Origin of the sequence: Streptomyces sp. XY431 (assembly GCF_001279805.1) — a bacterium.
GTDB lineage: Bacteria > Actinomycetota > Actinomycetes > Streptomycetales > Streptomycetaceae > Kitasatospora > Kitasatospora purpeofusca.
The window spans coordinates 18,438-41,024 of sequence record NZ_LGDO01000481.1 but is presented as its reverse complement, the minus strand read 5'-3'; the positions used below and the strand labels follow the sequence as shown (position 1 = coordinate 41,024).

At 75.5% G+C, this 22,587-nt stretch carries 20 protein-coding genes; 5 read left to right on the top strand and 15 right to left on the bottom strand.

All coding sequences use genetic code 11. The annotated features are described in order from the left end of the window. The first annotated feature begins 14 nt into the window (after positions 1–14). Positions 15–1,196, top strand: a complete 1,182-nt coding sequence (locus ADK60_RS31200) for an MFS transporter (RefSeq protein WP_053650371.1) — start codon at positions 15–17, stop codon at positions 1,194–1,196. 135 nt (positions 1,197–1,331) lie between these two features. Then, positions 1,332–2,231 carry a Gfo/Idh/MocA family protein gene (locus ADK60_RS31195; protein ID WP_045941450.1) on the top strand — a complete coding sequence of 300 codons (900 nt, stop codon included), beginning with the start codon at positions 1,332–1,334 and terminating at the stop codon, positions 2,229–2,231. 78 nt (positions 2,232–2,309) lie between these two features. On the opposite strand, the gene ADK60_RS31190 is transcribed toward ADK60_RS31195, so the two are convergent. The 11 genes from ADK60_RS31190 to ddaH all read right to left on the bottom strand — a co-directional run bounded on the left by ADK60_RS31190 (position 2,310) and on the right by ddaH (position 15,939). Further along, positions 2,310–3,245 (bottom strand): NAD-dependent epimerase/dehydratase family protein, encoded by a 936-nt coding sequence (locus tag ADK60_RS31190; RefSeq protein WP_053650370.1) that lies wholly within the window; start codon positions 3,243–3,245, stop codon positions 2,310–2,312. Between the two features lie 104 nt (positions 3,246–3,349). Then, positions 3,350–3,808, bottom strand: a complete 459-nt coding sequence (locus tag ADK60_RS45230; RefSeq protein ID WP_053650369.1) for a hypothetical protein — start codon at positions 3,806–3,808, stop codon at positions 3,350–3,352. A 301-nt stretch (positions 3,809–4,109) separates the two neighbouring features. Continuing rightward, positions 4,110–5,477 (bottom strand): M14 family metallopeptidase, encoded by a 1,368-nt coding sequence (locus ADK60_RS31180; protein ID WP_053650368.1) that lies wholly within the window; start codon positions 5,475–5,477, stop codon positions 4,110–4,112. A gap of 137 nt (positions 5,478–5,614) precedes the next feature. Then, a complete protein-coding gene (locus ADK60_RS31175; RefSeq protein ID WP_053650367.1) occupies positions 5,615–6,862 on the bottom strand; it encodes a vWA domain-containing protein in 1,248 nt (415 codons plus the stop codon). A gap of 41 nt (positions 6,863–6,903) precedes the next feature. Next, complete coding sequence (locus ADK60_RS31170; RefSeq protein WP_053650366.1) at positions 6,904–8,130, bottom strand: AAA family ATPase; 1,227 nt, start codon at positions 8,128–8,130, stop codon at positions 6,904–6,906. A gap of 96 nt (positions 8,131–8,226) precedes the next feature. Further along, positions 8,227–9,534 (bottom strand): hypothetical protein, encoded by a 1,308-nt coding sequence (locus tag ADK60_RS31165; protein WP_053650365.1) that lies wholly within the window; start codon positions 9,532–9,534, stop codon positions 8,227–8,229. 200 nt (positions 9,535–9,734) lie between these two features. After that, entirely contained in the window at positions 9,735–10,475 is a 741-nt protein-coding gene (locus ADK60_RS31160) for a hypothetical protein (RefSeq protein ID WP_053650364.1), read from the bottom strand. Continuing rightward, positions 10,472–11,941 carry a hypothetical protein gene (locus ADK60_RS31155; RefSeq protein WP_053650363.1) on the bottom strand — a complete coding sequence of 490 codons (1,470 nt, stop codon included), beginning with the start codon at positions 11,939–11,941 and terminating at the stop codon, positions 10,472–10,474. The genes ADK60_RS31160 and ADK60_RS31155 overlap by 4 nt, the downstream gene beginning before the upstream one ends. Positions 11,942–12,196: 255 nt before the next feature. Beyond that, positions 12,197–13,375, bottom strand: coding sequence for an ARPP-2 domain-containing protein (locus tag ADK60_RS31150; protein WP_053650362.1), 1,179 nt, complete (start codon positions 13,373–13,375; stop codon positions 12,197–12,199). Next, a complete protein-coding gene (locus ADK60_RS31145) occupies positions 13,372–14,913 on the bottom strand; it encodes a hypothetical protein (RefSeq protein WP_234371366.1) in 1,542 nt (513 codons plus the stop codon). The genes ADK60_RS31150 and ADK60_RS31145 overlap by 4 nt, the downstream gene beginning before the upstream one ends. Before the next feature lie 207 nt (positions 14,914–15,120). Further along, positions 15,121–15,939 carry a dimethylargininase gene (gene ddaH / locus ADK60_RS31140; RefSeq protein ID WP_053650361.1) on the bottom strand — a complete coding sequence of 273 codons (819 nt, stop codon included), beginning with the start codon at positions 15,937–15,939 and terminating at the stop codon, positions 15,121–15,123. A gap of 435 nt (positions 15,940–16,374) precedes the next feature. Here ddaH and ADK60_RS31135 point away from each other — a divergent pair, with 435 nt between their 5' ends. After that, complete coding sequence (locus ADK60_RS31135; RefSeq protein ID WP_053650360.1) at positions 16,375–17,127, top strand: class I SAM-dependent methyltransferase; 753 nt, start codon at positions 16,375–16,377, stop codon at positions 17,125–17,127. Positions 17,128–17,196: 69 nt separating this feature from the next. On the opposite strand, the gene ADK60_RS31130 is transcribed toward ADK60_RS31135, so the two are convergent. After that, positions 17,197–18,201 carry an aldo/keto reductase gene (locus tag ADK60_RS31130; protein ID WP_053650359.1) on the bottom strand — a complete coding sequence of 335 codons (1,005 nt, stop codon included), beginning with the start codon at positions 18,199–18,201 and terminating at the stop codon, positions 17,197–17,199. 241 nt (positions 18,202–18,442) lie between these two features. On the opposite strand from ADK60_RS31130, the gene ADK60_RS31125 reads away from it, so the two are divergent. Next, positions 18,443–18,964 (top strand): GNAT family N-acetyltransferase, encoded by a 522-nt coding sequence (locus ADK60_RS31125; RefSeq protein ID WP_053650358.1) that lies wholly within the window; start codon positions 18,443–18,445, stop codon positions 18,962–18,964. Between the two features lie 43 nt (positions 18,965–19,007). On the opposite strand, the gene ADK60_RS31120 is transcribed toward ADK60_RS31125, so the two are convergent. From ADK60_RS31120 to ADK60_RS31110, 3 genes are all read right to left on the bottom strand, one after another. Beyond that, positions 19,008–19,502, bottom strand: a complete 495-nt coding sequence (locus ADK60_RS31120) for a DUF3291 domain-containing protein (RefSeq protein ID WP_053650357.1) — start codon at positions 19,500–19,502, stop codon at positions 19,008–19,010. Positions 19,503–19,533: 31 nt separating this feature from the next. Continuing rightward, positions 19,534–20,223: a helix-turn-helix transcriptional regulator gene (locus tag ADK60_RS31115; protein ID WP_053650356.1), complete on the bottom strand. Its 690-nt coding sequence runs from the start codon at positions 20,221–20,223 to the stop codon at positions 19,534–19,536. 76 nt (positions 20,224–20,299) lie between these two features. Then, entirely contained in the window at positions 20,300–21,058 is a 759-nt protein-coding gene (locus ADK60_RS31110) for an SOS response-associated peptidase (RefSeq protein ID WP_045941464.1), read from the bottom strand. A 132-nt stretch (positions 21,059–21,190) separates the two neighbouring features. On the opposite strand from ADK60_RS31110, the gene ADK60_RS31105 reads away from it, so the two are divergent. Then, entirely contained in the window at positions 21,191–22,564 is a 1,374-nt protein-coding gene (locus ADK60_RS31105; protein WP_053650355.1) for an NAD(P)/FAD-dependent oxidoreductase, read from the top strand. Positions 22,565–22,587: the final 23 nt, after the last annotated feature.

Sequence of the window (22,587 nt, the reverse complement as noted above, 5' to 3'; positions counted from 1 at the left end):
CCTACCGTGGGCGGATGACCGACCGTCGGACCGGTTACCTCGGCGCCGCCGCCGCCTTCGCCGTCTGCATGGCGGGCACCACCCTGCCCACCCCGCTCTACGGGCTGTACCAGGAGGAGATCGGCTTCTCCGAACTGATGGTGACGGTGGTGTTCGCCGTCTACGCGTTCGGGGTGATCGGTGTGCTGCTGCTCGTCGGCAACGTCTCCGACAGCGTCGGCCGGCGACCCGTCCTGCTCTGCGGACTCGCCCTCGCCGCCGGGAGCGCCGTCGCCTTCCTCGCCGAGGGCGGACTGCCGCTGCTCTGCCTGGGCCGGCTGCTGTCCGGCCTGTCGGCGGGCCTGTTCACCGGCACCGCCACCGCCTACGTGCTGGAACTCGCCCCGCCCGACCGCCGGGCCCGGGCCGGTTTCGTCGCGACCGCCGCCAACATGGGCGGCCTCGGCTGCGGCCCGCTGCTGTCCGGGCTGCTCGCCGAGTACGCGCCGGAGCCGCTCGTCCTGCCGTTCCTGGTGCACCTGGTCCTGCTGGCCGCGTCGTTCGCGGTCACCTGGTTCCTGCCGGAGACCGTCGACGGCGCCCGTCCGCTGCGCACCGCCCGGCCGCAGCGCCCGTCGTTGCCGCCGGAGGTCCGCGGGGTGTTCGTGCCGGCGGCGATCGCCGCCTTCGCGGGCTTCTCCCTGCTGGGCGTCTTCACCTCGGTCACCCCGGCGTTCCTGGGGCAGAGCCTGGGGATCCACAACCACGCGGTGGTCGGCCTGATCGTCTTCACGGCCTTCCTCGCCTCCACCCTCGGCCAACTGCTGGTGCCCCGGCTGGGCACCGCCCGGGCGATCCCGCTCGGCTGCCTGGTGCTGATCGCGGGCCTCGCCCTGCTGGCCGCCTCGCTCGCCTGGACGCTCCTCGCCCCGCTGGTGCTCAGCGCCCTGGTCGGCGGTGCCGGGCAGGGCATGGGGCTGCGCGGGGCGGTCGGGGAGATCGCCGGCGCCGCCCCCGCCGAACACCGGGGCGGCGCCCTCTCCGCGCTCTTCGTGGTCGCCTACTTCGGCATCTCCGTCCCCGTCATCGGGGTCGGCCTGCTCGCCGAACCCCTCGGCCTCGCCGACGCCGGCCTGGTCTTCGCCGCCTGCATGGCCGTCCTCGCCGCCGCCTCCGGCGCCTACCTCCTCCACCGCGCCCGCTCCCGGCCGGCCTGACGTCGCGAAATCCCCCGGTGCCGGCCGGTACCGGGTTCGTGCTGCTCCGTGGCCGGTGCATAGGGTGGGGGCGGTAGAAGCCCCAGCGCACCCGTGGAGATCCGGATGAGTTCGACCGCCGAGCCCGACGTCCTGCTGCCGGTCGGGGTGATCGGCCTCGGGGACATCGCCCAGAAGGCGTACCTGCCGGTCCTGACGGCGCTGCCGGGCCTGGACCTGCGCCTGATGACCCGGGACGGCGCGAAGCTGGACCGGATCGGCGACGCCCACCGGATCCCGGCGGAGAACCGGTTCACCGACCTCGGGCAGCTGATCGGCAGCGGGATCAAGGCCGCCTTCGTGCACGCCGCGACCGACCAGCACGTCCCGATCGTGGAGCAGCTGCTGACGGCGGGCGTCGACGTCTACGTCGACAAGCCGCTCGACTACACCCTCGACGGCTCCCGCCGCCTGGTGGAGCTGGCGGACCGCACCGGCCGCTCCCTGATGGTCGGTTTCAACCGGCGGTTCGCGCCGGCCAATGTGCAGGCGAAGGAACGCCCGCGCGACCTGATCCTGCTGCGGAAGAACCGCGAGGGCCTGCCCGAGGCGGCGCGCCCGCTGGTCTACGACGACTTCATCCACGTCGTCGACACGTTGCGCTTCCTCGTCCCCGGCGACATCGAGCACGTCGACGTCCGCGCCCGGGTCCGCGAGGGCCTGGTCGAGCACGTGGTCCTCACCCTCGCCGGCGAGGGCTTCACCGCGCTCGGCATCATGAACCGGATGTCCGGCTCCACCGAGGAGATCCTCGAAGTCTCCGGCGGCGACTCCAAGCGCGAGGTCCACAACCTCGCCGACGTCGTCGACCACCGAGGCCAGCCCACCGTCCGCCGCCGCGGCGACTGGGTCCCCGTCGCCCGCCAGCGCGGCATCGAACAGGCCGTCCTCACCTTCCTCGACGCCGTCCGCACCGGCAAGGCCCTGGACGCCCACGACGCGCTGCGCACCCACGAACTCTGCGAACTGATCGTCGAGCGCATCGAGGCCCTCTGACACCACCCCGTCGCACGCCGCAGCCCCGCACCGGGGAGGACCTTCCGGTGCGGGGCTGCGGCGCGCGGTGGCGGGGAATCAGGCGCTGAGGCGGGCGCGCCACCAGCTGAGGGTGGTGCGGAGCTGGGTGTCGAGCGGGGTGGGGCGGGTGGTGAAGGCGGCTTCCCAGGCGGTGGAGTCGACCGTGAACGGGCGGTCGAACTGGTAACGGGTCTCGCGGAGTTCGCGCAGGAGGGGGGTGACCAGGGCGGCGAGGGCGAAGACGGCGGGGTTCAGCCGGCGGACGGGGACGGGGGCGACGCCGGCCTCGGTGGCGAGGAGGTCGACCATGCGGCGGATCGGGACGGCGGGGGCGGTCGGGGCGTGCCAGGCGCGGCCCCAGGAGCGTTCGTCGGTGGCGGCCTCGGCCAGGGAGCGGGCCACGTCCGGGAGGTAGGTCCAGCTGTGCGGGGCGTCGGGGTCGCCGAGGACGCTGACCGGCTTGCCGGCCAGCAGCCGGGGGACGACGCGGCCGGCCAGGTGGCCGCCGTCGGTCACGCCGGGGCCGAAGAAGTCGGAGGCGCGGACCTCGACGGCGCGGATGCGGCCCGCCTCGTGGAGGGCGCGGGCCTGCTCCCAGAGCGAGGCGCGGAGGCGGCCCTTGGGGCCGGGTGCGGCGAGCGGGAGGTCCTCGGTGAGGGGGCCGTCCACGGGGCCGTAGCCGTAGAGGTTGCCGAGCATGACGAGGACGGCGCCGGTCGCCTCGGCGGTGCCGAGGAGCGAGGCGTGCAGGGGCGGCCAGTCGGCCGTCCAGCGAGGGAGCGGCGGTGCGGCGCAGCTGTGGATCGCGGCCGCGCCGCGTGCGGCCTCGGTCAGCCGTGCGCTGTCGGTGGCGTCCAGGGCGAGGTGCTCGATCCCGGGCTCGGCAGGTCGCCCGGACCGGGTGACCACCCGTACCGTGTGGCCCTGTTCGGCCAGCAGTCGTGCCGTGGCCGCTCCGGCCGGTCCGTGTCCGACGATCACATGAAGACTCACCGTCACACCATAGAGGTGACGGACCAGGGAGAACGCGGTCGGGGTGGGCGCGCGGCCCGGACCTGAACCGGGCCGGGCCGCGCGGGGTGGGACCGGACGGGGCGTCAGCAGGGCACGAAGGCCGTGACCGTCGCCGTCGAGGGCGGCCAACCGCCGTTGTTCACACTGAAGTTGTTGGTCACCGTGTTGCCGCAGGGCACGGTGAGCAGCAGGTCGCCGACGGTGGCGCCGCCGGCCGGCACCAGCGCGGTCAGGTTGAGGGGCGGCTGCGGCGGCAGCGCGGGGGTGGAGCCGTAGATGGTGAAGCCGACGTTCTGGGCGACCCAGGCCGGGTCGGTGGTGGCGACCTGGCCGTAGAGGCGGACGTGGGTGCCGCTGACCTCGATACAGGCGCGGGTGAGCAGGAAGCCGGGCGCGCCCGGGGACCCGCAGGTGACGGTGCCGGTCGGCCCGGCGGGCCCGGCGGGAGCGGTGGTGGCGGCGGTCGCGGTGGGGGCCAGGCCGACGGTCAGCGCGGCGAGGCCGGCGGCACCCGCCAGGGCGGCGGTGGTGAGGCGGTTCATGGAGCGGTTCCCTCCCTCGTGCGGCACGCCGGCAGCGGAGCCCGACGTGCACACTGTGACATGTCACATTCCTTGGGGGGATCTTTGCATTCCGAATGGCGGTCCGTCCGTACTCGGGTCGGTGCGGGCCGGTTCTGACCGGTGGGTGCCCGGGTTTGGCCGGAACGGAGTGGCATGCACCGGTTCGCGGGCGACAAGTGGGGGAGCGGGAGGGGAGCGGGAGGAGGAGCGGAAGGCCCGGCCGGCGCTCCCCGAGGAGCGCCGGCCGGGTGTGCGGTGGTCAACCAGCCCTACCAGTGCTTCAGTTGGCGATCCCGCAGTACTGCTGCTGCTTGCCGATGGCCCGGTAGACGCAGTCGGCGGTCTCCAGCAGCCGCAGCACCGCCTCCCGGTTGCGGCTGGTCTCGCGCCCGATCACCTCGTCCGGCGGGTAGAAGCCGCTGCTGCCGTTCGGCCCGGGGTACATCTCGAAGGTGTAGGCGAACACCCGCTGGGTGCCCCACAGCCAGTCGTCGATCGAGCCGTCGGTGATGTAGAGGTCGCTCGACTGCTCCGGCGTGTAGCCGTTGGTGGAGGCCATCGAGCGGCCGAGGGTGGCGAAGGTGTTGTACTCGTCGGCGGTCATGCCGGTGGTGGTGTTGGCGGTGGTCCAGCCGAACGGCCAGAGCACCAGCTCGCTGTAGGTGTGGAAGTCGATCGCCGCGGTGATCTGCTGCTTGCCGCCGACCACCCGGGTGCGGACGAAGTCGGCGACCACCTTGGCCTCCTTGGCGGACTCCGGCGCGCTGCCCCGGTAGGTCTCGCTGGAGGTGGAGCCGGAGGAGCCGCCGCAGCAGCCCCACTTGTAGTTCCAGTTGCGGTTGAGGTCGGTGCCGACGCTGCTGCTGCCGGTGTTCGGCTGCCGGTCCTTGCGCCAACTGCGGTAGCGGCCGGTGGCGATGTCGTACTCGCCGCCGTCCGGGTTGAGGTCCGGGACCACCCAGATCTCCCGGTTGTCGACGACGTTGGCGATCCGGCTGTCCGTGGCGTACTTGTCGCCGAGTTCGTGCAGCAGGTAGAGCGACATCTCGACGGTGAGGTGCTCACGGGCGTGCTGGTGGGCGGTGAAGAGCACCTCGGGTTCGTTCTCGTCGGTGCCGACGTTGTCGCTGATCTTGACGGCGACGATCGGCCGGCCCTCGTACGAGGTGCCGATGACCCGCTTGCTCATGATGCCGGGGTGCGCGGCCACGACGGCGTCGATGTCGGCGGCGGCCTCCGCGTAGTTGTGGTAGCCGGAGTCGGCGGACGGGAAGTCGTACAGCGCGGCGCCGGCCTCGGTCTGACCGGCGGGCCCGTCGCCGTACCGGGGGCCCGGCAGCGGGACGGGGGACCAGCCGAGCGCCCGCAGCCGGGCGGCCTCGGCGGGGGTGGCCGTGACCGTCACCGAGTCGGCCCTGACGGCGTCGACCGAGGCTCCGGTGCCGGCGACGGCGGTGCGTTCGGCGACGGTGCGCGGGCCGTCGAGGCGGTACTGCCGGGCGGTGTCGGCGTCGCCGGCCGAGGCGACGGAGTCCGGCTGGACGGCGGCGGCCGGGGTGACGGCCTGGATGCTGAGCGGGGTGGCGAGGGCGAGTGCCAGCAGGACGGCGGTGGCCGTGGCGGGCTTCCCTCGGCGGGGCAGTCGCATGACTGTCCTCCTGTGGGGGGTCCGTAGGGACGGAACATTGGAGGAGATGCGGCGCCGCGAGGTTGATGGTGCGTCAATGTCATGCTTTCGTCAAGGAGTTGGGGGAACAAGAGGCCCGGAAGGGGGCCCGCGGCCGGTCAGGAGGGGTCGCCCGCCGCCGATCCGAGCGTCACCACCCGGGCCCAGCCGGGCGGCTCCGGCCGCCGGTATTCGGTACCGTCCTCGTTCCACCGGCGGGGCCGGCCGAACAGGCCCACCACCGTCCGGCAGGACGGCTGCGCGACCGGCCACGGCGTCTGACCGTCCGTCAGCACCACGACGACGTCCGGCCGGGGCCAGGTCCGCAGGGCGGTGGCGAACCCCTGCCGGAGGTCCGTCCCACCGCCGCCCACCAGAGGGATGTCCCCGTCCCGGCAGAGCCGCTGCGCGGTCTGGGCGGCCGCGTCGCAGGACACCACGGTGACCAGGTCGCGGCGGCCGCCCACGGCCCGGGAGATCTCCGCGACCTCCAGCAGCGCGCTGCCCAACTCGGCGTCGCTGACCGATCCGGAGGTGTCGACGACCACGGTCACCCGGGGCGGGCGCCGCCGCAGGGAGGGCAGCACCGCGCCGGGCAGCGCGGCCGACCGGCGGGCCGGGCGGCCGTACGAGTAGTCGCCGCCCGAGCCGGAGCCCGCAACCGCCGAGCGCACCGCCGCACCCAGCAACTCCCGCCACTGCTGCGGCGGATGGAATGCCTTCTCGGCCCACCGCCGCCACCCGGCCGGGGCGTCGCCCGGTCGGCCGAGGATCCCCTGCGCGACCCGGAACCGCACCGCGTCCCGCTCCTGCGGGCCGAGCCCGTGCGCGCCCTCCGGTCCGAGGTCCCAGCCGCGGACCAGGCCGTCGGCGCCGCTGCCGCAGTCCAGCCAGGCGAACTGCTCGGTCAGCGGCCCGAGTCCGAACCGCCGGAGGTAGTCCTCCATCAGCTGGCCGTCGGACAGTTCCAGGTCCTCGGGCAGCACCGCGCCCGCCGGCCGGACGAGCCCCTCGCCGTAGATGTCGTCGTTGATCTCGCAGTCCGCGGCGATGTTCATCCGCAGCCGGTCGGCGACGCTGTGCAGGCCGCGCTCGCGGGCGACCCGGTCGCCGCGTCCGTGGTGGTCGCGCAGCAGGTGCGACACCTCGTGCACCCAGACGCCCGCCAGCTCCTCCACCGGCATGAGGGCGACGAACGAGGGCGAGACGTAGCAGCGCCAGTGCTCGTCCACGGCCATCGTCGGGACGTCGCGCGACTCGACGACGTGCAGGGCGAACAGCGCCGTGGCCAGGTAGGGGCGGACGCGGACCGCGTGCAGCCGGGCGGCGTACAGCTTGTCGAAGTCGAGCCGGCCGACCCGCGGCACCGGCGTCGTTGCCGGAAGCGCGGACGGCGCGGACGGCGCGGTCACCGGCGGGCCCCGTCCGCCGCCGCGGCCCGCGCCACCGCGCGGTCCGCCCGCCGGGACAGCGCGACCGCCCCGGCGAGACGGTCGATCGTGGCCGGCACCTCCCAGTCCGCCTGCCGCAGCGCGGCGAGCGCGGTCGCCGGGACGACCGCGACGTCCGGAGCCCCGCTCTCCACCGCCCGCGCCAGCAGCGCCCACGCCGCGTCCCAGCGCGCCCGGTCCGGGCGGCGCCGGACGGCGTCCACCACACCCTCCAGCGTGGCCTGCCGCAGGTCCCCGCGTTCCGGCAGGACGGCGGCGGCCGGGTCGGCGAGCAGCGCCTCCGGGTCGGGCAGGTCCATCCGGTCCATCGCCGCCATCAGCTCCAGGCCGGGCCCGTCCCCGACCGTGCCCCGGACCAGCAGCGCCAGCACCTCGCGGGAGGCCCCGGCGGCGGTGGCGAAGGCGATCAGCCTGACCGTCATCTCCCAGCTCCGGGGCGACGGCCAGGCCCCGCCCCGCCGGGCGTCGTTGCCGGGCAGCCGGTGGACGAGCGCCGGGCGCGCGGCGAGCAGTTCGCACACCGCGCGGCGGGCGAGGGCCACCGCCTCCGGCAGCCGCGCCGGGTCGAGTTCCGGCAGGACTGCGCGCGGCCACGTGCCGCCGAGGCCGCGCACCACCACCTCGTGGTCGTGCTCCCACGGGAGGTGGACGAACCGGTTGGCCAGCGGTGGGCTCAGCTCCCAGCCGTCGGCCGCCGAGGAGCGGGGGTTGGCGGCCGCCACGATCCTGACCCCGGGCGGGAGTCGGAGCGCGCCGATCCGGCGTTCGAGCACCAGCCGCAGCAGCGCGGCCTGGACGGCGGGCGGCGCGGTGGAGAGTTCGTCCAGGAACAGCAGGCCCCGGCCGGACCGGACCAGTCGGACTGCCCAGTCCGGCGGGGCCATCGGGACGCCCTGCACGGCCGGGTCGTCGCCGAGCACGGGCAGTCCGGCGAAGTCGGAGGGCTCGTGCACGCTCGCGATGACGGTGGTGAGCGGGAGGGCCAGGGTGTCGGCGAGTTGGGTGAGTGCGGCGGTCTTGCCGATCCCCGGTTCGCCCCACAGCAGCACCGGCAGGTCGGCGGCCACGGTGAGGGTCAGGGCCGCCAGTCGGTCGTCGGGGCGCGGTTCGGTGGTGGTGGCGGAGAGCAGGGCCAGGAGGTCTGCGGCGACGTCGAGTTGGGGCATCGGGGCAGCAAGGGGCATGCGGTGTCGTCCTTTCGGGAGACGGGCGGGGAGACGAGGGGGGAGTCGGGCAGGTCGAAAGAGGCGGGGAGTCGGGCAGGTCGAAAGAGGTTGGTGTCAGCGGCCGTTGGCGTGCCGCGGGTGGGAGCGGCGCTCCTGCGGTCGGGGCCGGGGCCGGACGTCGGTGCTCCGGCGCGGCCCCGGATCGGTGAGGCCGGCCCGGAACAGGCCGTGGGCGACCCGCCGTTCGGCGGCCTCCGTCAGCGCGTCCCGCAGTGGGCCGGTGCGCAGCGTGGCGTCCGGGCCGAGCAGGTCCTCGACGGCGGCCAGTGCGCCGGCGGTGTCGCCGTGGTCGAGGCGCGCGCGGACGTCGGCGAGGCTCTCCGGGCGTCGGTGGGCGTCGTCGATGGTCTGCAGGCAGGGGAGCGGGGTGCCGGTGAGTTCCCTCAGCAGCTCTTCGCGGCGGACTTCGTCGGGTGGGTGGTCGAGCGCGGTGAGCACCCCGTCGACCAGGCCGATCCGGTGGAGGCTGCCGCGGCACCGCACGACGCGCGGTCGGCCGGGGGACGGGCCGGGGCCGGACGGTGTCGGGCCGGACGGCGCCGGGGCAGCAGGGGCGAGGGCCGCCGCCACCAGCGGGTGCAGCTGCCCGGGCCCGATCAGCCCGGCCCGGAGCAGCTCCAGATCGGGAGGCACCAGGGCGGCCGCGTCGGGCAGTACGGGCAGCGCGCCCGCGCGCATTGCCGACCCGCCGGTGCCCGTCCCCACCACCAGTTCGCGCGCCCCGAGCCTCACCCGCACGGCCCCTTCGCCGTCGGGCCGGCCCTCGGCGCGGAGAAGGATCCGGGCCTCGGCCGCCCACCGCTCGGGGCCCCCGGAGCGGAGCGGCAGTTCGCCGCTCCGACCGGCGTCCCAGAGGTGCCGGTGCAGGTCCAGCCGGAACCGCGGGCTGGGATGCGGATGCGGGTGCGACGCGTCGGCCGGATGCTCCGGTGCGCGCCCGTGGGCGGGCCGGCGGGGTGCGGTCCCGTCCTGGAGGGCGAGGCTGAACCGTTGCCCGCCGCTCGCCCGGTCCGGCGGCGTGCGCACCACCAGGTGCACCGCGCCGTACCGGGCGAGGGAGAGGGTCAGCCCGGGCCGCAGCAGCCCGACGGGCGCGACCCTCGGCAGGTGCCAGCGCAGCAGGTCGGGCGCCAACGCCCGGAGGTCACAGCGGAGTCGGTCGGCCGTTTCGCGCCCGTGGCGCCGGGCGGCGGACCGCAGATCGAGGTCGACATCGACCCGGGCGGCGGCACATGCCCCGGCCCAGTCCCCGGCGAGCCGCCGGGCTGTCGCAGTCTCGATGACCGAGGCCGGCACGGCGAACTCGCGCACGTGCAGCCAGAAGGAGAGTCGGGGGTCTCCGGTCGCGAGGTGAGCGCTCATCAGCACTCACCTTGCTTGGACCGGACCCCCACTTCGTGAGGAGCGGAAGTCGTCATCGGCCCGGAGCCTAGCCGCCCCCGGTGCCCGAGCGCCACAGATTTCGCGACCGGACCCGTTTCCCGCCCTCGGCCGCCGTGCCCGGCCGACCCGGCCGCCACCCTCGGCCGCCGCGCACCCGCCCGACCCGCCCGCACGGTCCGTCAGGCGACCCGGCGGCCGGTGCGCGGAAGGCGTTCGGTCTCCGCCCGGGCCCGTGCCGCCGCGGCCCCGTCGGCCTGCGGAAGCCGTTCGGTCTCCGCCCCGGCCCGGGCTTCCGTCGCCGGCCCGGGCCCCGGCGGGGCCGCTTCGTCCGCGAGCAGCGGGATCCCGTTCCGCAGGCCCACCGCGCCGGGCAGGTCGAACCGGCGGCTGCGCTGGACGATCTTCTCCCGGTCCACCTTGAGTGTCCCGGTGACGGTGCAACTGCCGGCGCGCAGCGCCACCAGACGGGCCTGCCGGACCACCGCGACGATGCCCGCCAGCTCGATCACCAGCGTCAGCTCCATCCGGACCGAGCCGACCGTGGTGCCGTCGACGAGCAGATCGACACGGGGGCTGTTGGTCGAGGTGATGCGGTGGTTGGCGAGTGCCACCACCTCCTCCGACGCGGGGTCGGCCCGGGTGCGCCGGGCGGCCGCGGTCAGGGCGGTGTACCGGGACCAGCCGGCGGCGGCGAAACCGAACAGGTCGCGCCCGAGCTGGCGGTCCAGGGCGGTCGCCACCTCGCGCTCGACGGCCTGCCCGGCCGCGCCGGTCAGCCGCGGGACGCCGTGCAGCAGGGTGCCGACGGTGCCCTGCCCGCGCAGGGACTCGGCGAGCGTGTCGACGGCGCTGCCGGGTGTCTCCGTCCCGAACAGCAACAGGCGTGCGGTCGCCGGATCGGTGAGCGTGGCGGTGGTCATGGCTCCTCCTCCGTCGTTCCCCCCTCCTCGGTACCGGTCTCCCCGGCACGGATCTCCCCGCCGCCGGCCGTCCCGCCGCCGGCCGTCCCGCCGCCGGCCGTCCCACCGTCGGTCGTCCCGCCGCCTGGCACCCCGCCGCCTGGCACCCCGCCGTCGGGCGTCTCCTCGACGCGGTGCGTGCCCGGATCCTCCCGGGACTCCAGCCTGACGGCGCGGCCGGGCCCGGCCGGGTCGTCCGTCTCGGTGACCAGCGGCCGCGGCGGCGCACCGGCCACCGGGGCGACCGCGACGTGCGCCGACGCCCAGTGCGGTCCCCGCCGCCGGCCGAGCACGTAGGTACCGGCGAGGGCGGCGAGCACCACGGCGCCGCCGGCCGTCGAGCCGACCACCAACGCGGTGGGCGCCGCGTCGCCCCCGCCCGGCCCGGGAACCACAGAGGCGGCCAGCACCTCGAAGTCCGTGGACCCGGCCGTCTCCGGACGGTCCGGGCAGACGGCGCGCAGCCGGTAGTGCCCGGGCCGGGCGTCGTCCGCGATCCGCGTGGTCACCACGAACCCGCCGCCCGTCCCGGTGCCGGGGTGCTCCCACACGACGCCGTTCCAGGTCAGCTCCGCCTCGGCGCCCGGGCAGGCGAAGCCGGTCCCGGTGAGCACGACCTGCTGCCCCGGTCGTGCGGCGCCCGGCCGCGCCCGCAGTACGGGCCCGGTGGTGGGCCCGGGGGTGGGCGACACGTCCGTCGGGTCCGGCGTCGGGCCGACGCTGCCGCCCCGGTCGACGGTGAACGTGGCCGTGGCCCGGCGTTCTGCCGCCGGTCCGCAGGAGGCCTCCACCGGGTGCGGGCCGGGCGCCGCACCGGCGGGCACGGTGACGCTCTGCTCGAAGGCGCCGTCGGAGGGCAGGGTCCGGCCCAGTTCACGCTGCTCCCAGCGCAGCACGACGGGTTCGTCGGCCGGGCAGTAGAACCCGGTGCCCCGGGCGGTGAACGCACGGCCGACGGGCCCGCTCGCCGGGGTGAGGGCGAGGCTCTGCGGAGTGTCCGGGTCGACCACGAAGTCCCTGGCGACGGTCTCGGTGCTCGTCGGGGCCAGCCCCGGGGTCCCGGGCGTCGGGGCGTCCGGCTGCGGCGAGACGGGCGACCGGACGATCGGGCAGGAGGCGAGGACCAGGTGCGGACCCGGTTCGGCGTTCGCCGGGACGTCGACGAACCCCTGGAACTGTCCCTTCGTGTCGAGCCGCGCCGTCCCCGCGGGGGTGCGGTCCCAGATCAGCTGCACGGTCGCGGACGGGGACTTCGGCCCCGGGAGGCAGCGCGTGAACCCCGTCCCGTCGACCGTCACCCTGGTCCGCGGCGGCCCGTGGTCGGGGGACAACGTCATCGCGGCCTGCGCCCACGCGGTCGGCGCGAGGAGCGCGCACAGCACCGCGACCACGGTGCCCAGCAGCACCGAGGTCAGGACGCGGCCCACCGCGCGTCCGGAACCCGCCGACACGGCCGACCGCCTACCGGCCGGCCCGGCCGGTCCCGGACCGGTCCACCGAGATGCCGGCGGAACGGTGGGAATCGCCCTCGGGTAAGGATTGGTGCGGCTGTCGGGTCATCGCCGACCGTCCTTCCACGAACCTTCTCCTATCATCGCCCCGCACCCGCTCCCGCACCATGCCCGGGCCGGGCCGGGGCGAGGTGGAGACAGGGACAGGGCAGTTCCGGGACGGGACCCGTCCTACTGGCGCGCGGCGCGCCGGTAGTGGTCCAGGACGTCCTGGCGCAGCAGGCCCCCGAAGCCGGCGCCTTCGAGACGCAGGCCGAGCTGGGGCTCGGTGAGGCCGAGCGCGGTGGCGGCCGTCGGCAGGTGCCAGTCGTGGGCGGCGATGCGGTCCAGCAGGTGGCCGCGCCGGACCTGGGCCTCGGAGAGGCGGAAGGTCTTGAGGTAGGCGAGTCGGCCGTGCTCGTCGGTGATCGCCTCGCCGATGTGGTTCTCCTGCTTGGGGCGGAACTCCGGCCGGAACCGGTCGAGGCGGAAACGGCCCAGGCGGCGCACGGTCCGCGCCCGGTAGTCCGGGTCCAGCAGGCCGCCGGCCACCGTGTCGTCGTGGAAGGCCGCCCAGGCGCGCTCCTGGCCGTCGACGGCCGCGCGCAGCTCGGCGGTCGAGTTGATCGGACCGGCCGTGCGCAGATCGGCCCGGAAGTCCGGGACGGGGCCGGACAGCAGGGCGTAGTGGTGGATCAGCTCGCCGAAGAGGTCGAGCAGCAGGGTCCGGTGCAGGGCGCGGTAGTCGTCGGGGTGCGGGACGACGAAGGCCGCAGCGAGCGCGTCGGCCACGTACACGACCAGGCCGCACTGGCCGGGGTGGATCTCGAAGACCCGCAGGGCGTCGGCGAGGCCGCGGACCCGGTCGCCTGCGTACGCCTCCTCGGCGCGCGGCGACAGGCCGTGCCGCAGCGCGCGCTCGGAGTACTCCTCCCAGGCGATCGACGGGCCGCCGAAGTGCAGGGCGAGATAGCCCTCCAGGGCGAGGTGGAGCGGCAGGAAGCGCAGCCGGGTCCGGTTCTCGCGCTTGGCGATCCGGCGCGGCACCCGCACCCGGACCCGCTCGGGCGGGGTGCTCGCGGTGATGGCGGAGGGCGGGTCGAGCCGGGTGCCGTAGGCGGCGGCGGGGGTGCCGTCGCGGGTCCAGTCGGCGACGAAGCCGTGCGGGACGAAGGCGAGGTAGTCGGTGCGGCGGCCGACCGGGACGGCGGTGTACTCCGGCTCGTAGAGCTCCTGGTGGAGGCGGAGGTCCTCGATCGGCTCGGCGCGGACCAGGGGCACCAGGCGCACGCCGCCCCACACCTGGGCGGGGCGGGTGTCGAGGCCGGTGAGGTCGAGGCGGAACGCCGGGGCGGCCGGGGTGGTGGTCATCGGACGGTCTCCTCGGTGCTCTCGGTGCTCTCGGCGGCGGTGCTCCCGGTGGCGGTCTCGCCGGGACCGGTCGCACGGGCCACCGCGACGCGCACCGCGCCGTCCGCCGCCAGGAACCGCTCGGTGCGGGCGGCCAGGTGCGCCGTCAGCTCCGCGAGGTCCGTGCGGCCCTCGGCGAAGCGGGCGAACTCGACCAGGGCGGGCAGGTCCTCGGCGTCGCGCAGCCCGGCCGTCGGCACCGTCGGGGCGAGCCGTCGGACGTCGAAACCCTCCGCGTCGTACACCGGGTTGAGGTGCACGATGCTGGTCCGGTGCTCCGGGTCGAGCCGGGTGCGCCACACCCGCAGCACCTCGGCGGCCAGCCCCGGCGGGGCGTTGTCCCAGCCGTCGGAGACGATCACCAGCCGCTCGGGCGCGGTGTCCAGCGCGTCCAGGATGCGGCGCCCGAGAGGGGTCGGACCGGACGGGCGGGCGAGCAGCGCGTCGCCGCGGCCGGAGGTCCACAGCGCCGTGTACTCGCCGGCCAGCGCCGCGAGCAGGAAGTGGCAGGCGAGCGCGGCGGCGAGCGGCCGGCGGCGCTTGACGCCCGAGCCGTACGCGGACCAGCTGTCGTCGAGCACGGCCGTGACCCGGCCCCAGCTGCCCTCCTCCGCCCCGGTCGCGCGCACCGCCCGGCGGGCCGCGCCCCGCAGGGCGTTGGTCAGTTCGGCGCGGCGGGCGGTGCGGTCGGCGGGCGGCAGGCCCAGCACGTAGGAGGCGAGCCGGGTGAGCGGCATCCGGGCGAGGGCGGAGGCGTCGGCGGTGACGGCGGTGGCGCCGAGGGTGCGGGCGGACTCCTGGAGGCGCAGCCGCTCCAGGCCGGTCAGCCGCGGCTCGATCTTCTGCAGGAAGGCGGCCCGGGGGATGCCGTGGCGGTTCGCGAAGCCCTCCGCGACGGTGTACGGCAGTTCGTAGAGCGCGCCCTGCTCGTAGTGGGCGCGCCGCCAGGCGTCCAGCAGCGGCGCGGTGTACCGGGGGCGCCGGCGCGGGGCGTACAGGAAGTCGCCGGTCTCCTCCGCGACGGGGCGCAGATGGGTGTGGCGCAGCGCGAGCTTGAGGCCGGCGCGGTACTTGACGGCGTCGAGGGCCTGGTCGGGGCGGGCGGCGAGCCAGTCGCGCAGGATCGCCCGGGTGCGGCGGTTGTTGACCTTGGCGCGGCGCAGCTCGCCGATCAGCCGGTAGACCCGCTGCGGCGGCAGCAGCCGCAGTCGGCGGGCGATCAGCCGGCCCTCGGTGCGCCGCTGCTCGTCGGTGGCGTCGCGGGAGGTCTCCAGCAGGCGGCGGACGATCAGGGCGGCGTTGTGGTCGTTGATGTCGAGGGCGAGCGCGGCGGCGTAGGGGCCGCGGTAGTTGACGAGCATGTACTCGTGCAGGAAGTCGAGCGAGAGCTGCTGCTCGGCGGCTCCGCTGTGGAACTCGCGCTGGCCGGTGCCGGTGATCGCGGCGTTGACGAACAGCAGCACGTCCTCGGCGGCGACGAGGTCCCCGTAGGTCTCCACAGTCCTGCCCGTCCCTGGGTTGTCGTAGGGGGACGGCCGGCCGGGGAATGGGGGTACGAGCTGCGAATCATTGCGTTAGAGGCACATTCCGGAAGTCGCACCGGAGTCCCGCGGCCGGCCGGAACGACAGTAACACCGGGTGGTGCGGGGGTCGCACCCGGTTTTCCGGCGGCCGCCCCGCGCCACCCGGTGTGCAAGCGTGCCCCGTCAGGCCGGGGCGCCGCGCAGCTCCAGGGTGCAGCACTTCACACTGCCGCCCGCCTTCAGTAGCTCCGTGACGTCGATCCCGATCGGCTCGAAGCCCCGCGCCCGCAGCCGCGCCGCCAGCCCGACCGCGGCCTCCGGCAGCACCACCCGGCGGCCGTCCGAGACGGCGTTGAGGCCGAAGACGGCCGCGTCCTCGTCGGTGGCGAGCACGGCGTCCGGGTACAGCCCGGCCAGGGTGCGGCGGCTCTCGGGCGAGAAGGCGGCCGGGTAGTACATGATCTCGTCGTGGTCGAGCACCGCGAGCGCGGTGTCCAGGTGGTAGTAGCGCGGGTCGACCAGCTCCAGGGTGACCACGGGGCGGCCGAGGACGCGCTCCGTCTCGGCGTGCGCCCGGCGGTCGGTGCGGAAGCCGGTGCCGGCCAGGATGCGGTCGCCGACCAGCAGGTAGTCGCCCTCGCCCTCGTTGGTGAACTCGGCCCGGTGCACCGCCCGGTAGCCGCGCGAACGGAACCACTCCATGTACGCCGGGGCCTCGTCCGCCCGCTCCTCGTGCCGGAACCGGGCGACCAGGGCGGTGCCGTCGACCACGGTCGCGCCGTTGGCCGCGAACACCATGTCGGGCAGGCCGGGCAGCGGCTCGATCAACTCGACCGTGTGGCCCAGCTCCTGGAACAGCGCGTACAGCTGCTCCCACTGGGCGACGGCGCGGTCGGCGTCGGTCGGCTTCGCCGGCTCCATCCACGGGTTGATCGAGTAGTCGACCGTGAAGTGCGTCGGACGGCACATCAGGTAGTGGCGCGGGCGGGCGGTACGGGACACGGGCGGTCGACTTCCTTCCGGCGGGGTGGTGCGGGAGGGGCCGGGCGGGTGCGGGGTGCGCCCCGTCGGTTGCCCCGAGCGTGCCGGGCGCGGCGATCGCGGACGTGGCCGCGACATGCACGGTGATCGGACGGCGGCGGTCCAGCCGGGGTCGGCGCACGGCGGGCGTCGGGGCAGGTCGGGGCGGGCGCAGGTCGGGGACGGCCCCGGACCTCCCCGAGGGGTGCGCGCTCCACGACACGCGGGCAGGAACGTGCCTGCGCGGCCGGTGCGGGGCGCCGCGGTGGACTGGCCCGGCCGTACACGCCGCGTCGACGAGGAGACCGCACGATGGGGACCAGCACAGGAGCGGGCCCGGGCGCGGGCACGAGCATCGGAACAGGCACGGGAACGGGCACGAGCATCGGAGCAGGCACGGGAACGGGGACGGCGTCGATGCGCGTGCTGGACACCTCCGGCGCGGCCTACCGCCGGGCCTTCGAACTGTTCCTCGCCGGCACGGACGAGAAGCCCCTCACCCACGCCCGGCTGACCGAGGTCGCCACCGGCCTGGACCGGCGCCGGGTGCTGCTGGACGTCGGCGCCGGCGAGGGCAGGACCACCGCCCACCTGGCGCGCTACTTCGAGCGCACGGTGGCGATCGAGCCCAGCGCGGCGATGCGCGAGCGGCTGCGCGCCGTCTGCCCGGAGGCCCTCGTCCTGCCGGACCCGATCGACGCGGCCGAACCGCCCGAGCCGGCCGACCTCGTCCACCTCTCCCACGTGCTCTACTACGTTCCGCCGGAGGACTGGCTGCGCACCGTCGGCCGGGTCCTGGACTGGGCGGCGCCCGGCGGGACGCTGCTGGTCGTGCTGCAGAACCCGGAGAGCCCCTGCATGCGGATGGCCGCGCACTTCACCGGCGTGCGCTACGACCTGCGGCCGCTCGCCGAGCAGTTGGCGGAACAGGGACCGGAGCACACGGTGGCCCTGGAGACCCTCGACCTGCAGTACCGGACGGACCGGCTGGCGGAGGCGGTGGACGTCGCGGAGTTCATGGTGAACGTGGCCGACCTGGCCGTCCTGGACCGGCTGCCCGACCGGGACGAACTGACCGCCTACGTCGAGCGCCACTTCGCCCGGCCGGACGGCGGTTACGCCATCGGCCACACCCAGGACATGCTGACGGTCCGCCGTGCCCCGCGCTGACGGCGCCGCCCGCCTCGGAGCTGTCGGGCCCGGGGGGCCTTGAACTGTCGGGCCCGGGGCGTTGAACTGTCAGGCCCAGGGCAGCGCCGAGCGCGTGCGCCAGTACTGCTCGGCCGGTTCGGCGAGCGGCGCGAGACCGGCCGACGCGGCGGCGTCGAGGGCGAGCCCGGCGGCACCCAGGTTCGAGGCGAGCTGCTCGGTGGTGGCCGCGCCGGAGAGCACCACGTCCGCCCAGGGCTGCGCGGCGACGGCCGCCAGCGCGAGGGCGTCGCAGGAGGCGCCGGTCCGGGTGGCCAGTTCGCGCAGGGCGGCGGTGTCCGGGCCGGTGGCGTTGCGGTCCGCGAGCCGGCCGTTGGCCATGCCCTCCTTGACCACGACGAGCAGGCCCGCCGCGTGCGCCTCGGCCAGCGCCGGTCCGGCCGAGGGCTCCAGCAGGTTCCAGGTCGACTGCACGGCGCCGAACAGCGCCCGGCCGTCCACCGTCACCGCCAGCGCCGCCCGGACCGCGGCCGCCTGCTCCGGGCCGCTGGTGGACAGGCCCACCCGCACGCCCTCGGCGGCCAGCGCGGCCAGCCTGGCGTGCAGCGCGGGGTCGGTGAGCGCGGGGCTGTCCGGCGTGACCGAGTGCACCAGGTAGACGTCCGGACGGCGGCCCAGCAGCGCGAGGCTCTCCCGCACCTGGCGGTCGAAGACGGCCGTCGAGTGCTCCTTGACCTCGTGCACCGGCACACCGGAGGCCCGCCAGTCGGCGGTGTACGTGTATCCCCACTTGCTGCCGACCGTCACCTCGGCCGCGGCCTGCGGCCGGGCGGCGAGCCAGGCGCCGAGGAACTCCTCCGCGCGGCCGTAGGAACGGGCGGTGTCGAAGTAGCGCACACCGGCGGCGAAAGCGGCGTCGAGCAGGGCGTGGGTCCGTGCGCGCAGGGCGTCCACGGTGCGCTCGGCCGGGAGGTCGAGGTCGCGGCCGAGCGTGATGTACCCGGGCCGTCCGACGGCCGCGGTGCCCAAGCCGAACCGCGCGATCGACGGTCCGGACGGTCCGGACGTTTCAGCGGCGGCGTGGGCGGTCGGCATGGCGGGTCTCCATCGGCAGGTCGGCACGTCAGCAGGGGTCGGCAGCGCGCGGGACGAGGCAGGGTCCGTCCCCACCGCACCCTATCGGCCCCGCCGCCCCCGACCGGCCCCCGACCGGCCCCCGACCTGCGCCGACAGCCCCCGGCGGCGCCCGCTCCCGGGCGGGTGCCTATGCTCCTGTGTCGAATGCGTCGAACGTGTCGAACGTGTCGAAGCAGGGACCACTGCGGGGAGGGCCGTCATGACCTACCGGATCGAGCGGATCGGCCGGACGGACACGGACTGGGAGCGGTTGCGGGAGGTGCGCCTCGCGCAGCTGCTGGACACCCCGATGGCCTTCCTGGAGACCTACGAGACGGCGCTCGCGCACGGCGACGAGGAGTGGCACTCCCGGATCCGCCGGGTCAACGAGCCCGGCAGCGTCGGTCTGGCGGCCGTGCACGACGACGGCGGCGGGGCGGGGGAGTGGGTCGGGACGATGATCGGCTTCACGCCCGAGCCCGGGACGGCGCTGCTGGTCGGCGTCTGGGTCCACCCGGAGCACCGGGGCCGCGAGCGCGGGGTGACGGACACCATGCTGGACGCGATCATCGCCTGGGCCGGGGAGACGGGCGCGCGGCGCCTGCTGCTCACCGTGCACGAGGACAACGCCCGGGCCGCCGCCTTCTACCGGCGTCGGGGCTTCGAGCTCACCGGCGGCACCAAGCCCTACCCGCTGGACCCGGCCGCCCGCGAACTGGAGATGGCGCTGCCGCTGGTCTGACGACCGGACCCCGTCTCCTGCTCCCTTACTCCTTGTTGCTCCTTCACCCTGTCACCGACCGGGCCTCGTCGGCGCTGTACGCGGAGGCGAAGGTGAACGCGCGCGGCGAGGGCCCGTGCGCCCTCAGCTCGGCCAGCCGTTCCAGCGCCTCGGTGACGCTCGGGCGGTGACCGGCGGGCACCCACCAGAGCACCAGGTGCGCCTCGACGTGCCGTGCGAACCATTCACGCCGGCGCCGCATCGCCTCCAAGTGCCCGCTGCGGTAGGCGAATTCCCACAGGGCTTCCTGGTTCTCCCACACCGACAGGTTGACGATGACGTTCTCGCCCGCCGGGCGCAGGCCGGTGGCGTCGTCCGTGCCGTCCTCGACGAGCCGCCAGACGAAGCCGGGCGTCCCGTCGGCGGCGGCGTTGACCGGGTCGAGCAGTTCGACGAACGGCGCGATCCGCGGGTCGTCGATCGGGTGGAGCAGCGTGGCGACGTTGAGTTGGGCGAGCTGGGCGGGCAGATCGTGCGCGGCAGGCTGGGACGAGGTCATGTCTCATCCCAGCACGGCCCGAGTTTCTATGTCAATCTTCATTGTTTTTAGAAGCCTCGACCACCACGCAGCACTCGCCCGGCCGGGCGTCCATCCGGGCGCGGACCGGACCCTCCGTCCCCAACAGCCCCTCCAGCAGCGCCAGGTTCATGCCGCAGACGAGCGGCGGGAACTGCTCCGCGACGGCGTGGAAGGGGCAGTTGCGCATCCGGACCGCCGCCGCGCCCGCCCTGCCGTCGTCGGCAGTGCCCTCGCTCCGCACCGGATAGGGCTCGTAGCCGCGCGCGGCCAGCAGCTCCATCGCCCGGTCGAGGTCGCCGCAGGGCGCCTCCGCTCCGCGCAGCGCCTCCCCCCGGCGGCGCGCGGCCTCGTGGAGCGCGAGGTCCAGCCCGGCCGCCTCGGCCGCCCCGGCGAGCAGTTCGGCGGCGGTGCGGTAGTCGCGGGCGGGCAGCGACACCGCGTGTTCGGCGCGCGCCCGGGTGTACACCTTGGCGGGCCGGCCCGCCCCCGGGCCCGAGCGGCCGGTCAGCCGGCGGCTGCCGCTCTCCAGCAGTCCGGCCTCGGCGAGCTTGTCGAGGTGGTGCGCGGCGAGCGTGCGGGTCACCCCCGTGCCCTCGGCGGCCTCGTTCCGGCCGACCTCACGGCCCTGCGCCACCACGTACTCGTACAGTCGGCGCCGCACTGGGTCCTGCAGCACCGCGATCGCGTCGATGTCCTCCATCCGCCCATTCTAAGAACAACGCGGATCGCCGTTAGAAGCCTGCCCGTCGGACGCCCGGCCTTTCGGCCCCGCCGCCTCAGGCGTAGTGGCCGCCGGTGACGTCCGGCAGCGGGTCCGCCACCGCGTCCAGCAGCTGCGGCCCGTCGTTGCGGACGCTGTTCACGGTGGTCGCGACCGGTCGCACCAGCAGGTCGCCCGTCGGTGCGTGCAGCAGGCCGCGGACCTCGGCGGGGTCGGTGACGCTCGGGTCGAGCCAGGCGTCCAGGGTGTCGGCGGTGAGGGTGACCGGCATCCGGTCGTGGATCCGGCCGGCCGCGTCGGTCGCCTCGGTGGTCAGCACGGTGCAGGTCACCAGCCACGCGTCCGCGTCCTCGGGGGCCGTGCGGTCGCGCCAGAACTCGTACAGCCCGGCCATCAGCAGCAGGCCGCCGTCCGGCCGGTGGAGGTAGTAGGGCTGCTTGTAGCCCTTGCGCCCGTCCGTCGCCGGCACCGGCCGCCACTCGAAGTACCCGTCGGCGGGCACCACGCAGCGCCGTTCCTTGAACGCCTTGCGGAACGCCGGCTTCTCGGCGGCCGTCTCCACCCGCGCGTTGATCATCCGTGCGCCGGAGCCCGGATCCTTCGACCAGGACGGGACCAGCCCCCAGCGCAGCGACCGCACCTGGCGCGTGATCTCCCCGGTCTCCCGGTCGACCCGTTCCAGCACGCTCGCCACCTCGTCGGTCGGCGCGACGTTCCACGACGGCGCGAGCGCCTCCGCCGTCGGCCACAGCGAGGCGCGCAGCAGCTCCGCCAGATCGGGCGGGGTGGTGGTGGAGACGAATCGACCGCACATGCGCCTCATCCTGCCCCCACCGGACCCCGCCCGTCACGCATCCCGCGCGTCACGCATCACCCCGACCCCGGCCGCCGTCCCAAGATCATCGGGCGGTAGGCTCCACCCGCAACACGACGCGAAGGGAAGCCAGTGGCGCGGGTTGCAGTGATCGGTGGCGGTATCGGCGGCCTGGGGGTCGCGCTCATGCTCGGACGACGGGGGCACACCGTCACGCTGTTCGAGCAGGACACGCGGGAAGCCGGGGAGGACCTGCACCGGGACTTCTTCCACTGGGACCGTCCCCGCGTCCCGCAGGCCGTCCAGCCGCACTCCCTGCTCGCACCGGTGCGCACGGTGCTGCACGCCGAGGCGCCCGACGTCTACGCGGACCTGCTGGCGCGCGGCGCCCGGGAGTACCACGAGTTCGACTGGTTCGAGGAGCATCCGCCGCACCGGGACGGCGACGAGGAGCTGGTGACCCTCCGCACCCGCCGGATCGTGCTGGAGGCCGCGCTGGCCTCGGCCGTGCGGCGGGAGCCCACCGTCGACGTGCGGCGCGGACGCCGGGTCGACGGCCTCACCTTCGCGCCGGGACGCCCCGCCCGGGTCACCGGCGTCGCGGTCGGCGCGGACACCCACCCGGCGGACCTGGTCGTCGACGCGGCCGGCCGTCGCTCCCCGGTCCCCGGGATGCTCGTCGCGGCGGGGTGCCGTCCGCCCGTGGTCGAGAGCCACCGCGCCGGGATCGCCTACCTCTGCCGCTGGTACCGCGTGCGGGAGGACGGCCCCCGCGACCCGGGCCGGCTGCGGAACGGCTCCTCCACGCCGTTCGCGCTCGCCGGGGTCTTCCCCTCCGACAACGACACCTTCGCGGTGAACGTGGTGGTCTCCACCGCCGACCCGAGCCGAGGAGCGCTCACCGACCCCGCCGTGTTCGAGGCCGTCGCCCGCAGCTTCCCCGCCACCGCCGCCTGGCTCGACCTGGCCGCCGAACCGCTGTCGGACGTCCTGGCGATGGCCGGCCTGGACAACCGCTGGACCTCCCTCGTCGACGCCGAGGGCCCCGTCGTCACCGGCCTGGTCAACGCCGGGGACAGCCTCGTCCACACCAACCCGACGCTCGGCCACGGCGCGGCCCTCGGCCTGCGCGCCGCCCAGTACCTCGCCGGCCACGTCGAGCAGACGGTGGCGGACCCGGGCGGCTACCACGACTGGACGGTGCGCGCCCTGCGCCCCTGGTTCGACGCGCAGGTGGCGGCCGACCGGGTCGCCGGGCAGCGTCTCGCCGAGGGCGCGGAGTCCACGGACCGGCGGGCCGCCGCCCTGGCCGCCTGCGCCTTCGACGACCCCGTCGTCATGCGGGCCCGCGCCCAGGTGCGGCACCTGCTGCGGACGCCCGGCGAGGCCTACGCGACCGACGAGGTCGACCGCAGCGTCACCGCCTGGCTGGCCGCCCGCCCGGACTTCGAGCCGGCGCACGACGGCCCGACCCGCGCCCAGTGGGACGCCCTCGTCCCGGCCTGACGCCCCCTCACGCTCCGGAGGCT

Coding starts and splice junctions, on each gene's coding strand:
- ADK60_RS31130 (WP_053650359.1), bottom strand. CDS start 18,201: ATGCCGACCGCCCACGCCGCCGCTGAAACGTCCGGACCGTCCGGACCG.
- ADK60_RS31115 (WP_053650356.1), bottom strand. CDS start 20,223: ATGGAGGACATCGACGCGATCGCGGTGCTGCAGGACCCAGTGCGGCGC.
- ADK60_RS31160 (WP_053650364.1), bottom strand. CDS start 10,475: ATGACCACCGCCACGCTCACCGATCCGGCGACCGCACGCCTGTTGCTG.
- ADK60_RS31110 (WP_045941464.1), bottom strand. CDS start 21,058: ATGTGCGGTCGATTCGTCTCCACCACCACCCCGCCCGATCTGGCGGAG.
- ADK60_RS31165 (WP_053650365.1), bottom strand. CDS start 9,534: ATGAGCGCTCACCTCGCGACCGGAGACCCCCGACTCTCCTTCTGGCTG.
- ADK60_RS45230 (WP_053650369.1), bottom strand. CDS start 3,808: ATGAACCGCCTCACCACCGCCGCCCTGGCGGGTGCCGCCGGCCTCGCC.
- ADK60_RS31200 (WP_053650371.1), top strand. CDS start 15: ATGACCGACCGTCGGACCGGTTACCTCGGCGCCGCCGCCGCCTTCGCC.
- ADK60_RS31180 (WP_053650368.1), bottom strand. CDS start 5,477: ATGCGACTGCCCCGCCGAGGGAAGCCCGCCACGGCCACCGCCGTCCTG.
- ADK60_RS31135 (WP_053650360.1), top strand. CDS start 16,375: ATGCGCGTGCTGGACACCTCCGGCGCGGCCTACCGCCGGGCCTTCGAA.
- ADK60_RS31125 (WP_053650358.1), top strand. CDS start 18,443: ATGACCTACCGGATCGAGCGGATCGGCCGGACGGACACGGACTGGGAG.
- ADK60_RS31120 (WP_053650357.1), bottom strand. CDS start 19,502: ATGACCTCGTCCCAGCCTGCCGCGCACGATCTGCCCGCCCAGCTCGCC.
- ADK60_RS31170 (WP_053650366.1), bottom strand. CDS start 8,130: ATGCCCCTTGCTGCCCCGATGCCCCAACTCGACGTCGCCGCAGACCTC.
- ADK60_RS31150 (WP_053650362.1), bottom strand. CDS start 13,375: ATGACCACCACCCCGGCCGCCCCGGCGTTCCGCCTCGACCTCACCGGC.